Annotated in this window: 12 protein-coding genes; 5 read left to right on the forward strand and 7 right to left on the reverse strand. The window is 70.8% G+C overall.

The window, feature by feature from the left end:
• The 4 genes from ACWDRB_RS40710 to ACWDRB_RS40725 all read right to left on the reverse strand — a co-directional run.
• Positions 1–560: complex I subunit 1/NuoH family protein (locus ACWDRB_RS40710; RefSeq protein ID WP_449903051.1), on the reverse strand; the 560-nt coding region annotated here is incomplete at its 3' end.
• 57 nt (positions 561–617) lie between these two features.
• Positions 618–1418 (reverse strand): helix-turn-helix domain-containing protein, encoded by an 801-nt coding sequence (locus ACWDRB_RS40715; RefSeq protein ID WP_449903464.1) that lies wholly within the window; start codon positions 1416–1418, stop codon positions 618–620.
• Between the two features lie 23 nt (positions 1419–1441).
• Positions 1442–2395 carry an aminoglycoside phosphotransferase family protein gene (locus ACWDRB_RS40720; RefSeq protein ID WP_449903053.1) on the reverse strand — a complete coding sequence of 318 codons (954 nt, stop codon included), beginning with the start codon at positions 2393–2395 and terminating at the stop codon, positions 1442–1444.
• A 144-nt stretch (positions 2396–2539) separates the two neighbouring features.
• Positions 2540–3157: a dihydrofolate reductase family protein gene (locus ACWDRB_RS40725; RefSeq protein ID WP_449903056.1), complete on the reverse strand. Its 618-nt coding sequence runs from the start codon at positions 3155–3157 to the stop codon at positions 2540–2542.
• Positions 3158–3200: 43 nt separating this feature from the next.
• Here ACWDRB_RS40725 and ACWDRB_RS40730 point away from each other — a divergent pair, with 43 nt between their 5' ends.
• Positions 3201–3458, forward strand: coding sequence for a hypothetical protein (locus tag ACWDRB_RS40730; protein ID WP_449903059.1), 258 nt, complete (start codon positions 3201–3203; stop codon positions 3456–3458).
• On the opposite strand, the gene ACWDRB_RS40735 is transcribed toward ACWDRB_RS40730, so the two are convergent.
• Entirely contained in the window at positions 3434–3652 is a 219-nt protein-coding gene (locus ACWDRB_RS40735) for a hypothetical protein (protein ID WP_350735869.1), read from the reverse strand. The two genes, ACWDRB_RS40730 and ACWDRB_RS40735, sit on opposite strands and share 25 nt — an antisense overlap.
• Before the next feature lie 281 nt (positions 3653–3933).
• Here ACWDRB_RS40735 and ACWDRB_RS40740 point away from each other — a divergent pair, with 281 nt between their 5' ends.
• The gene (locus tag ACWDRB_RS40740; protein ID WP_449903062.1) at positions 3934–6294 is read left to right on the forward strand and encodes an ExeM/NucH family extracellular endonuclease; all 2361 of its coding nucleotides are present in this window, start codon (positions 3934–3936) and stop codon (positions 6292–6294) included.
• A 176-nt stretch (positions 6295–6470) separates the two neighbouring features.
• Here the strand turns inward: ACWDRB_RS40740 and ACWDRB_RS40745 are convergent, their stop codons facing one another.
• The gene (locus tag ACWDRB_RS40745; protein WP_449903065.1) at positions 6471–7907 is read right to left on the reverse strand and encodes a pyridoxal phosphate-dependent decarboxylase family protein; all 1437 of its coding nucleotides are present in this window, start codon (positions 7905–7907) and stop codon (positions 6471–6473) included.
• A 70-nt stretch (positions 7908–7977) separates the two neighbouring features.
• On the opposite strand from ACWDRB_RS40745, the gene ACWDRB_RS40750 reads away from it, so the two are divergent.
• The 3 genes from ACWDRB_RS40750 (at position 7978) to ACWDRB_RS40760 (ending at position 11154) form a co-directional block, all read left to right on the forward strand.
• Positions 7978–8940 (forward strand): GlxA family transcriptional regulator, encoded by a 963-nt coding sequence (locus tag ACWDRB_RS40750; protein ID WP_449903068.1) that lies wholly within the window; start codon positions 7978–7980, stop codon positions 8938–8940.
• A gap of 62 nt (positions 8941–9002) precedes the next feature.
• Entirely contained in the window at positions 9003–9908 is a 906-nt protein-coding gene (locus ACWDRB_RS40755) for a hypothetical protein (protein WP_449903070.1), read from the forward strand.
• A gap of 43 nt (positions 9909–9951) precedes the next feature.
• Positions 9952–11154, forward strand: coding sequence for an MFS transporter (locus ACWDRB_RS40760; protein WP_449903072.1), 1203 nt, complete (start codon positions 9952–9954; stop codon positions 11152–11154).
• A gap of 61 nt (positions 11155–11215) precedes the next feature.
• Here ACWDRB_RS40760 and ACWDRB_RS40765 read toward each other — a convergent pair whose 3' ends face one another.
• Positions 11216–12382, reverse strand: a complete 1167-nt coding sequence (locus ACWDRB_RS40765; protein WP_449903074.1) for an alpha/beta hydrolase — start codon at positions 12380–12382, stop codon at positions 11216–11218.
• Positions 12383–12532 lie beyond the last annotated feature (150 nt).

Raw genomic sequence — 12532 nt, forward strand, 5'->3', positions numbered from 1 at the left:
AACAGGAAGATGGCCACGAACGACAGGCCCATGGCGATCTCGTACGAGACCACCTGCGCCGCACTTCTGAGACCGCCCAGCAGCGCGTACGGCGAGCGCGACGACCATCCGGCCAGCACCACGCCGTAGACCGACACCGCGCCCATGGCGAGCATGAACAGCACCGCCACCGGCAGGTCCACCATCTGCAGCGGCGTCTGCACGCCGAACAGGTTGACCATCGGCGCGAACGGCACGATCGAGAAGGCCAGCATCGCCGGGACCACCATGATGACCGGCGCCAGCAGGTAGAGCCCCCGGTCCACCGTGCGCGGGAAGAGGTCCTCCTTCAAGCCCATCTTGATCGCGTCGGCGACCGACTGCAGGAGGCCGAACTTACCCGCCCGGTTGGGCCCGTACCGGTGCTGCATCCTGGAGATCAGCTTGCGCTCGAACCAGACCCCGAAGACGACCCCCAGCGACAGGAAGAGGAACAGCATCACGGCCTTGATGATGGTGATCCACAGCGGGTCCTTGCCGAAGTCGGCAAGGGTGGGATCGGCCGCGAGAGCGCCTGCCATGACGTGTTGCCCCTTCCTCTCCCCCGGCACTCGTTCGGTCCGGAGCGGAAGGTCACGCTAGCCGGTGAGTCGATCGGTGTATTGAACGAATGCGAACAGCTGTTTCGGCGTCATCTGCGCCATCGCCCGCATCTCGCGGGTGAGGTGCGGCTGGTCGGCGTAACCGCAGGCGACGGCCTCGTCCAGGGTGGCCGAAGGCCGTCTCCACGTGTCCACGGTCCGCTGGAACCGGGCGATCCGGGCCACCGTCTTGGGCGACAAGCCCACCACCCGGCGGAATCCGAGCTCGATGTAACGACGGCTGACGCCCAGCTCACCGGCGAGGGACGCGATGGTGGGCGGGCCGGCCGGCTCCTGCAGCCGCCACCAGGCGTGCATGATCAGGCCGTCGGGGCCGGCGTCGGGACGCAGCCACGCCGTCAGCCGCTCCTCCAGCAGCCTGAAGCGGTCGGCCCAGCCCGCCGACGCGATCAACCGGCCGGTCAGCTCCTCGGCACGGGCGCCGAGGAGGTCTTCCAGACGCACGCTCGTGCCGGCGACCTCGCGTAGGGGCGTCCCCGTCAGCGCCGACATCCCGGCGGGCGTGAGCCCGACCGCGACCCCGTGACGCCACGGCGTGTGGGCCGAGAACGTCGCGGTGGCGCGGGGACCGGTGACGATCGGGCCCATGCCGGTGAAGTCGATGATCAGGGTGGCCGCGTTGAGCGGCAGCATCCGGCTGGGGTGGGCGGGCTCTCCCGCCCGGGTACGAAAGCCGGCCCACCCCAGCACGTACGGACGCAGGTGGGGTGGTGGCAGGCGGGTGAGCATCTCGTAAGGCTCCGCCTGTGGCTGCGTGGGCAGCGAATGAATCGCCATCACACCGGCAAGCCTGCCCTGTCTCACGTCGCTGGCAAGTCGATCCCGGCTTGCCCTTGGGGAAGCAATCGATCAGCGATGAGGCGTCGCAGCGCGGCGTGGGCGGGTGGGCCCCACGTGGCCTTGCCGCCTCGGCGGCCGCGGACGCCCGCTTCACCGATGAGGATGCCGCTGAGGGCGCGCAGCACCGCCCATCCGCGGGCGCGGCGCAGGGTCGCGGCGTCCGGGGTCGGCTGGTAGGCGGCATGGAAGCGGTCGGCGGTGCCGTCCGGCAGCAGAATCCAGGCGGAGGCGAGGTCACAGGCAGGATCGCCCGCGAAGAGGTCGCCGAAGTCGATCACGCCGCAGATGGTGCCGTCCGCGGTGAGGACGTTGGCCGGATGCAGGTCGCCGTGGACCCACAGCGCCGGGCCCGCCCAGTCGGGAGCGGCGGCGGCGTCTTCCCAGACCGCGCGGACGGCGTCCGGGTCGGGGATGAGCCCCATCTCGGTGGCCGAGGCGAGCTGCTTGGCGAAACCTCCGGAGTAGGCGGCCAGCCGCCCTCCGCGATCCCGGCCGGTGGGGGCCTGGTCGGGAGCGGGCTGGTGCAAGGCCGTCAGGAAAGTGGCCAAGGCGACGGCCGCCTCCGCGGCGCGCGTGACGGGGGCGCGGTCGGCGGGCTCGCCCGGCACCCAGGTGGTGACGATCCAGGATCGTGGAAACAGCGCGGAGGGCTCGCCGAGGCGCTGCGGGACGGGGACCGGCAGCGGGAGGCGCGGGGCGAGAGCGGGCAGCCAGGCGTGCTCCTTGCGCAGCAGCTCGTCCGCGTCCTGCGTCGCCCAGGGCAACCGGACGGCGAGGTCGTCGCCGAGCCGCCACAGCTGGTTGTCCCAGCCACGCGCGCCGAGCCGCACAGGGTGATCGGCCAGGTCGGGGTGCTGGTCGCGCAGCAGCTCCCGTACCAGCTCCGCGGTGATCTCGATCTCGGTGTGCGTCATGCGGATCAACAGTAGCCGGATCGCCATCCACGCAAGACGAACGACGAGGACTCCGTTCAACGCATACTCAACCCGGTGGGACTGCGGGGTCGGTCCGTGTTCCCCCTGGCAGGAAGCCCGTTCCGGCGGCTGCTGGTTCCTGAGCTAACCTACGACGTCGTAGGTCAGGTGCGTCGTGGTCGATGTCGAGATCACGCTCCGCCGCACCAGCGTGCGCGGCGCTCCGCCGGTGAACAGCGGCGTTCCGGCACCCAGTACGACGGGTGCGAGGTGCAGCGTCAGCACGTCGACCAGCCCGGCCTCGAGCGCCGAGCCGACCGTGGCGCCGCCGCCCATGAGGACGACGTCGAGGTCCTCGCCGCGGTGCGCCGACGCCGCCTCCGCCCGCTCACGCGCGGCGGCGACGGCGTCGGCCAGGCCGGTGGTGACGAACGTCCAATCGAGGTCGGTGAGCCGCACAGAGTCCGGCGGCGCGTTCGTCACGACGACGAACGCGGGCTTGCCGACCTCGCCCGCGCCGTACCCGCGGTCGTCGTTCCAGCCTTCCGGCCCGTCGACCACGTCGAAGAGCCGGCGACCGAGGACGACGGCTCCCGAGCGGGCGGTCGCCTCGCGCAGGACCCGGCGGTCGTCGGGGTCGTCGGAGAACGCCCACGTGTGCAGGGCCTCGCCGCCGATGCCCAGACCGCTGTCGGGGCCGGGGTCAGGCCCGGTGACGAAGCCGTCGAGGGAGACCGAGATGTCCGCGATGATTCGGGTCATACCAGGGCAGACCTGATCCGCTGCCCGAACTCATCGCTCACGCATGGAACGCGTTCGAGACGACGACCTTGGCGGCCGGGAACAGACCGCCATCGCGCACCGGCCGCCGGCCAGCGTCGCCAAGTCCGACAGCCGGGACCGCGTCAACCGGGTGGCCGCGCTGCACGCGTGGCCGTCGGCCGCCCGGGCCTTCTGGCAGGTCACCTGCTGGTGTCGCCGCGAGGGCCAGCCGGTGCGGGCTGCGTGCGTGGGTCAAGCGAGCGACGGCGTCGAGTGCTACCGGACCCAGAGTTCCCAGTAGGTGGCGCTCCCTGAGCACTCGTACTCGTTCCAACCCTCACGGACCCACATCTGGCCGGCGTCGACGCAGTTGTGCTTGCTGGTGTACACGCCGATATACGTCCAGGCGGCCGCCTGAGCGGAAGCAGGGGTGCTGACCACGCTGACGATCGCGGCGGCCATGCCGGCTACCAGAAGCCCTGCGCGAAGACGCATCCGTTCCTCCTTGAAACCCGGGAGCGATACACCAAGATCATGCTGGAAGGACGCATCCGAACACAAGTGTTCAGCAAATCTGTTCACGATCAGTTCAAGCCGGGCGGGCATCGCGGGGGAGCCGATGTGCTCATAAGCGATGCGGAGATTGGCTGAGGCGGCGTGCGATACCAGGTCAGGAGGGCGATTGTCACACATTGACGGATCAACACCTGAAATTTCATGACCCATCCATGCTGAATACAGAGTTTTTGGCTGTTTGTCGGTTTACGCTCCCCCGCATGCCAGTCAAGTCCCGGGCCACAGCGATCCTCGTTGCGGCCGGCGTTGTCGCCGGTGCGATCGCAGCCCTTTCCTCACCCTCTTCGGCCGCGGCCCCCGGAACCGTGGTCATCAGCCAGGTCTACGGCGGAGGCGGCAACGCCGGAGCCCCCTTCACCAACGACTACGTCGAGCTGTTCAACCGCAGCGGCGCCCCCATGTCCCTGGACGGCTGGTCCGTGCAGTACACCAGCGCCGCCGGCACCGGGAACTTCGCCTCCAACAAGGCCGACCTCTCCGGCAGCATCGCCCCCGGCCAGTACCACCTCGTACAGCTCGCCGCCGGCAGCACCCCCAGCGGCGCGCTGCCCAAGCCCGACAGCGTCGGCTCCGTGAACATGAGCGGCACCGCGGGCAAGGTGGCGCTGGTCCGCTCGAGCGACGGGCTGGCCTGCAACGGCTCCTCCACCCCCTGCGCCGACGCCCAGCTCGCGCTGATCTCCGACCTGGTCGGGTACGGCAGCGCGAACTTCTCCGAAGGCACCCCCGCCCCCGCGCTCACCAACACCACCGGCGCGTTCCGCAAGGGCGGCGGCTGCACCGACACCGACGACAACGGCGCCGACTTCGAAGCCGCGGCCCCCGCGCCGCGCAACACCGCCACCGCCGCGGCCCCCTGCGGCGGCGGCGACCCGTCACCGTCCCCGACGGCCACCCCGACCCCCACCCCGACCCCGACCGTCACGCCCACCGAGAGCTGCGACACCGCGCCCACTCACCGGATCTCCGAGGTGCAGGGAAGCGGCGAGTCCAGCCCGGTCGCGGGTCAGAGCGTCCGGGTCGAGGGCGTCGTCACCGGCTCCTTCCAGAGCTCCGGCCAGTTCGGCGGCTTCTACGTTCAGGCAGACAAGCCCGACGCCGACCCGGCGACCTCCGAGGGGCTGTTCGTGTTCTCCTCCTCGCCGGTCAAGACCGGTGACCGGGTGCTCGTCTCCGGCAAGGCGATCGAGTACAACGGCCTCACCGAGATCTCGCCGGCCACCGCGGTGACCGTGTGCGGCACCGGCGTGATCAAGCCGGCCAAGGTGAAGCTGCCGCTCAAGCCAGGCGTCACCTTCGAGCGCTACGAGGGCATGCTCGTCACGTTCAAGGGCGACCTCGCCGCCTCCGAGATCTACAACCTCGGCCGGTTCGGTGAGATCACCCTCGCGGGCGGCGGCCGGCTGTGGCAGCCGACGGACCGCGAGGATGTGAACACCGACAAGGACGCGCGGCGCGCCGTCCTCCTCGACGACGGCTCGAGCGTGCAGAACCCGCCCGCCCTGCCGTACCACACCGAGGGGTCGAACACCGTCCGCATCGGCGACGAGGTGAAGAACCTGACCGGCGTCCTCACGTACGGCTTCGACGCCTACCGCGTCCAGCCGACCAAGCCGGTGGTCTTCAAGGCGGAGAACCCCCGCCCCGCGAAGCCCGCCAAGGTCGGCGGCGACGTCCAGGTGGCCAGCCTCAACACGCTCAACTGGTTCACCACGCTCAAGTCCCGCGGCGCCACCACCGCCGCGGAGCGTGACCGCCAGCTCGCCAAGCTGGTCGCCAACATCACGACGCTCAACCCGGCCGTGGCCGGGCTGATGGAGGTCGAGCGCAACAACGACGTGGCGCTCAACACCCTGGTCGACGCGCTCAACGCCAAGGCCGGCGCCGGGACGTACAAGGCGATCACGCACCCCAACCCGGGCACCGACCTCATCCAGACCGCGCTGATCTACCAGCCGGCCAAGGTCACCCCGACCGGTCCGGCGCGGTCGTCGTCCGACCCGATCTTCAACCGGCCGCCGCTGGTGCAGACCTTCGCCAAGGCCGGCGGGGGCGGGAAGTCCTTCACGGTGCTGGTGAACCACTTCAAGTCCAAGGGCTGCACCGACGCCGACGGCCCGGCCTCCGGCGCCGACGCCGACCAGGGCGACGGGCAGTCCTGCTACAACGCCAAGCGCGTCAAGCAGGCCACGGCCGTGCTGGCCCTGATCGACAGCCTCAAGCTGCAGAACGTGCTCGTCCTCGGCGACATCAACGCCTACGGCGAGGAGGACCCCATCCACGCGTTCGAGGACGGCGGGCTGACCAGCCTGAGCAAGAGGTACGTCAAGAAGGACGACCGCTACAGCTACGTCTTCGACGGCCTGTCCGGTGAGCTCGACCACGTGCTGGCCGACAGGAGCGCGAGCAAGCTGGTGACCGGCGCTACCATCTGGCACATCAACTCCGACGAGGGCCGGTTCATGGACTACAACACCGAGTTCAACCCGCCCTCCCTGTACGCGCCCGACCCGTTCCGCTCCTCCGACCACGACCCGCTGCTGGTGGGCCTGAAGCTCTGAGACCGCACGCGGGCCGCGGCGGCGACACCGCCGCGGCCCGCCGCATTCCCGCAGCCCCCGGCTCATCGCCGCCCTGCCGGTGCGCGCCGTTCTTCGGGTCGCCGAAGCGGACGCCCCGCCGGTACGTCCAGGCACGGGCCGGGCGAAGGCCCGTGCCGATCGGGCGGGCTTCGCGCTCAGACGGCCTTGCGGGCCTGGTTGAGGGCGGTGACCGCGGCCTCGACATCCGAGACGGTCGTCCGGTGGCTGGTCAGGCAGAGGCGCAGCGCGGGCCGCCCGGCCAGGCGTACGGTGCTCAGCCAGGCCTGGCCGCCGCTCACGACGTGGTCGGCGACGGCGGCGTGCCAGGCGGCGCTGTGCTCCGGCCCCTGCGACTCCGCCTCGGGGTCGGCGACGCAGACCACCGGGAGCGGGGTGTCGTTGACGCGCGGCCAGCCCTCCTCGGACAGCCGGCGAGCGAGCAGCTCACCGAGGCGGACGTCGCGTTCGAGCTGCTCGGCGTAGGCCGGGCGGCCGGCGATCGCCAGCGCGAGGAACACCTTCAGGCCCGCGAACCTGCGCGACCACTGCACGCTGGTCGCGTACGGATCGGGAACCTGGCCGCTCTGCGCGGGCATGTAGGAGGTGCTGGCGTGGAAGCTGCCGGCGAGCGCGTCCGGATGCCTGGTGAGGAACATGCCCGCGCCCATGGGCGCCGACAGCCACTTGTGCGCGTCCACGGTGACGCTGTCGGCCAGCTCCACGCCGTCCAGCAGCGGGCGCAGGCAGTCGGACAGCGCGACCGCTCCCGCCCAGGCGGCGTCGACGTGGAAGTCCAGGCCCCACTCGTCGGCCTGGCGCGCCAGCTCGGGCAGCGGATCCAGCGCGCCCCCGGCCGTGGTGCCGGCGGTGCCGATCAGGAGGAAGGGCTCGAACCCCGCGGCCAGATCGGCTCGGTGCGTCTCGCGCAGCGCCGCCAGGTCCATGCGGTGCCGGGAATCGGTGGGTACGAGCCGTACCGCGTCACGGCCGAGCCCCGTCATGTGGGCGATCTTGAGCCAGGCCAGATGGCTCTCGGCCGAGGCGTACAGCACCGGCATGCGCGCCAGACCGGCCAGGCCGCCGCCCGCGTAGGCCGGGAACCTGCGGGTCAGCGCGACGATGACGGCGGTCAGGTTCGCCTCCGCGCCACCCACGGTGAAGCTGCCCTCGGCGGTGGGCAGGCCGAGCCGGCCGGCGACGAAACGCAGCACGTGCCGCTCCATCTCCACGGCGGCCGGGGCGTGGCTGTAGGCGGCCAGCTGCGGATTGACACCGGCCGCCAGGAGCTCGCCGGCGATGCCCCACCAGGTGGGGGTCGGGTTGAACAGCCCGAAATAGCGTGGATGCGTCGTGTGCACACCCCACTGCCGCAGCATCCCCATGACCTCGGCCAGCGTGTCCGCCGCCGGCGCGGGGCGGGCGAAGTCGTGGCCGGCCAGCCAGTCGCGGAGCTGCTCGGTTCCCGGCCCGGCGGGCGCGACGGGCCCGTCCGCGACCGTGCCCAGATGCCGTACGACCAGCTCCGCGGCCGCGGTGAGCAGCCGGGATCCCTCCTGGGTGCCGACGTCCAGCGTTCCTGTCTCCTCATTCATGGGACCACTGTCGTGAGCTCCCGGGCTTCTCACTAGTGGCAGAAATGTCGCGTTCCGCTAGATTTATGCCATGACGTCGATCCAGGTGGCCGTACCTGTGCTGGACCGATGCCCGCTGTTCGAGCTGGCGGTGCCGTGCGAGGTCTTCGGCCGGGACCGGCGCGACCTGACCCCCGACTGGTACGACCTGACCCTCTGCAACAGCACGCCAGGAGAACAGGAATCGCTGCCGGGGTTGTGGCTGCGCGCGCCCGGCGACCTGTCGGTCCTGCGCGACGCCGACCTCGTGGTGGTGCCCGCCTGTGTCGACGCCTCCTACCGGCCGCCGGAGAAGCTCCTCGGCGCGCTGGTCGAGGCGCACGAGCGGGGTGCCCGGATCGCCGCCCTGTGCACGGGCGCCTTCGTCCTGGCCGCCGCCGGCCTGCTCGACGGCCGGGAGGCCGCCACGCACTGGATGCACGCCGAGGACCTGCGCAGGCTCCACCCCCGGGTCACCGTGAACGAGCGGGCCCTGTACGTCGACGACGGCGACATCCTGACCAGCGCGGGCACGGCGGCGAGCATCGACCTGTGCCTGCACATCGTCCGGCGCGACTTCGGCGCCGCAGTGGCCGCGGAGGTGGGCCGCCGGATGGTGATCGCGCCGCACCGCGAGGGCGACCAGGCCCAGTACGTCGCGCCCGCCCCCGCCGTCACCGGTGACCGGGGGCTGGCGCCGGTGCTGCAGTGGGCGCTGGAGCGGCTGGAGACGCCGCTCACCGTCCCGCGCCTGGCCGAGTACGCCTCGATGAGCACCAGGACGTTCGTACGCAGGTTCCGCCAGGAGGTCGGCCTGCCGCCGATGCGGTGGCTCAACCAGCAACGGCTGATCAGGGCCCGCGAGCTCCTCGAGACCACCCACCTGCCCGTGGACGTCGTGGCCGAGCGCTGCGGGCTCGGCACCGGCACCGGCCTGCGTCAGCACTTCACCCGGTATCTGGGGACCACGCCGTCGGCGTACCGGCGTACGTACCAAGGGGCTTTGCGCGAGTAAGTCAGGATCACAGCGCCGTAATGGGATTATTGGCCCTAACCTAAAGAGGATCGGACGTACGGATGAGCCATGACGCCATCGGCGCAGCCCTGGTACAAGCCTTCGCAGCCGAAGGCTTTCCCGCCAGGTTCGTCGCCCCCACCACCCTCAGCGTCAGCTTCCCGGGGGCCGCCGACTTCACCGCCGACATCGGCAACGTGCTCGCGGAGGCCGGCGGTCTCCCCCACGCTGAACTGCCCGCGTTCGCCGCGGACTTCGCCGGCGGGTTCGCCCGCGGATACCGGAGGAAGCTGGCTCAGGCGCCGGACACGTCGGCTGACATCCAGCAGCTCCTGGACAGCGAAGCACTGCGGATCCGCATCTACTCCGAGGCCGCGCTCGCCGAGCCGCCCGGCCTCCGTGACTCCCTGGTGACCCGTTCCCTCGCGCCGGGGCTGGTGGAGACCGTGGTCATCGATCTGCCCGACTCGATCATGTCGCTCGGGCGCGAGAGACTCGGCGGCCGAGCGGAGAACCAGGTCTTCGGCGCGGCGCTGCACGCCTCTCTGCATCGGGAACCGCACTACACGAAGATCGAGGAGGTCATGGGCGTCCCGATCATGTTCATCGGCGAGACGCAGCGCTACATCGGCTGCCATGTCCACGTGCTCAGCCGTCACATCGGGCCTGCCCGCCACGGTGCGCTGGTCTCCTTCCCGCTTCCGGAGTACCTGCTGGTACACGAGATCGGCGACGTCCATCTCATCGCGGCGATGGAGAGCATGCAGGCGGTCACCCGGACCATGAACGAGCAAGGAGACAAGGGCATCAGCTCGCAGGTCTACTGGTGGCGTCCCGGCCAGGACGACGGAGGAGCACCGGATCTGCGTCCGGTCGAGGTGGAGGTGGACCACCAGGAGAAGAGCATCGCTCCCCGTACGGCGGAGACCCAGGAACTCCTCGACCTCTGGATGCGCGATCACGCGTAGACGCGGCCGAGCCATTCGCAACCGCCACGGAGACCCATCCTCAATGGACCTCGCCACGCGCCGACGCCGGCAGGCGTTGTTCCTGCTCTTCTTCCTTCCCGGGATCGCGCTGTCGTCGTGGGTGACCCGCACCCCCGACATCCGCGACCGGCTCGAAGCCTCCACCGGCCAGATGGGCTGGATCCTGTTCGGCCTGTCGCTGGGCTCCATGATCGGGATCCTCTGCTCCGGACGTCTCACCTCCCGGTACGGAACGAGACCCGTCATCGGCGTCGGAACCGCGATGGTCGTCGGGAGCCTGGCCGTCATCAGCGCCGGCACCCTCCTGTCGTCCGTACCCCTGGTCATGGCGGGCCTGTGCGGGTTCGGCGCGGGCATGGGAGCCGGTGACGTCGCCGTGAACGTCGATGCCGCCGACGTCGAGCGCATCACCGGCAGGACGACGCTGCCCACCGTGCACGGCTGCTTCAGCCTGGGCACCGTCGTCGGCGCCGGCACCGGCATCGCGGCCACCGCCGCCCGGCTTCCCGCATCCTGGCATCTGGCCGTGGTCACCCTGATCGCAGCCGCGCTCTTCCTGTACGCCATGCGCGCCCTCCCCGCGGGCATCGGCATCGGCGCGCCAGGTCAGGCCGAGTCCGGCGGCACGGGATCGAAGGTCTGGAAGGACGGCAGGCTTCTCCTGATCGGGGCGATCGTCCTGGCGATGGCCTTGGCCGAGGGAGCCGCCAACGACTGGCTGCCGCTGCTGATGGTCGACGGGCACGGCCTGGACGCCGCCTCCGGGTCCCTCGTCTACGCCGGGTTCGCCGCGGCCATGACCATCGGCCGCTTCGGCGGCTCCTTCTTCCTCGACCGCTTCGGCCGCACCACCGTCATCCGCGCCGGCGCCGTCTCGGGGGCACTCGGTCTGATCCTGGTGATCTTCTCGGACAACGCGGTGCTGGCCGGAGCGGCCGTCCTGTTCTGGGGGTTCGGCGCATCGCTGGGCTTCCCCGTCGCGCTGTCCGCCGCGGGAGAAACCGGACCGAACGCGACCGCCCGCGTCAGCCTGGTGGCCACCATCGGCTACGTCGCCTTCCTCGGCGGCCCGCCCGGCCTCGGCTTCCTCGGCGACCACTGGGGCCTGCGCACGGCCATGCTCGCGGTGCTCGCCTTCGTCGCCTCCGCCGTCTTCCTGGCTCCCGCCGTCGACACCCGCCGCCGCTCCCCCGACCACGACGACGTACGCTCCCGGATTCCCTGACGTTCGGCGGGGATGTCGGCTGATCCGGGCGTAATGGACCATCCTGGCCACGGCGAGGCGTTCAAACGGCCTTCCTTTCCCGTGATCTCACCCAGGCGGTGAAGGCCTCGATCGCGTCGATGACGGCCTCGAAGCGGAGCGAGTGGTACAGGTCGAAGGCGTGGTTCCCGCCGCGCAGCTCGGCGTAGACGACGGGGGCGGCCGAGGTCTGGCGTAGCCGGTCGGCGAAGTGCCGGGCATCGGCCGCGGGCACCTGCGGGTCCAGATCGCCGTGGGCCACGAGGAACGGCGGTGCGTCCGGCGTGATGTGGGCCAGGGGCGAGGACTCGGGGCCCTGGTCGAAGTAGGTGCCGTACCAGCCGTTCAGGTAGATGGCGCCGGTCACGGAGGTGTCGGCGTCCTCGAAGCCCGGCTGGAAGGCGGGGTCGTTCTGGGTGAGCGCGGCCAGTGCCGCCATGTGCCCGCCCGCCGAACTGCCCGCGACGAACACCGTGGACGGGTCGGCGCCGTACTCGTGGGCGTGCTCGCGTACCCAGGCGATGATCTTCTTGAGGTCGATCAGGTGGTCCGGGTGCTGGGCCTGCGGTCGTAGCCGGTAGTTGGCGCTGACGCACACCCAGCCGTGGCCGGCGAGGTGGTAGAGCAGGGGAAGCGACTGGCTGTTCTTGTGGCCCCCGGAGTAGGTGCCGCCGTGCAGGTGGATCATCACGGGCGCGCCGGACGGGCGCGAGCGGTGGTGGTAGAGGTCGAGCAGGTTGCGGCGGCCCGCGTCGCCGTAGGAGAGGTTGGCCACGCGCCGGACGTCCGGGCGGCGCTTGAAGATGGGCAGGAACAGGATGCGGGCCCACGGGCGACGGCGCCGCAGCCCGGCGCTGAGGTCGGCATCGATGGCGGCGCGCCATCCCGCGCCCAGCCCAAGGTCCATCGCGCGCTCGATCCTGGCCCGCTCGCCCATCGCGCGGTAGGCGATGGGCACGAGCCCGATCGCGCTCACGGCGGCCAGGGCGACGACCGCCCAGCCGCCCGCCGAGTCAATGTCACCTTCGGCGAACGCCAGCGCCGTCGGGAGCAGCAACATCCAGAAGAAGGCCGCGAACGGCAGCTCGTTGGCGGCCAGACCGAAGTAGTAGCTCGTAGGGCCGAGCGGGCGCGAGAACGGCACCGGCCGTAACGCGAACAGCGTGCCGATCGCGACGAGCGCTACAGGGAACAGATACCCGAAGGGCACGGAGCCTCCAAAGATCGAAACATCGAACACCACGTCTGCGGTACTACGGTTGGGCGGCGCAGACAGTGCATGCCCGTCGGGACGACCCTAGGCAGGGCCGCTATATGCTGTCCAAGACCAGTTCTCCCATAAGTTCATAGCTACAGAGGC

The sequence above is a fragment of the Nonomuraea sp. NPDC003707 genome (assembly GCF_053587055.1).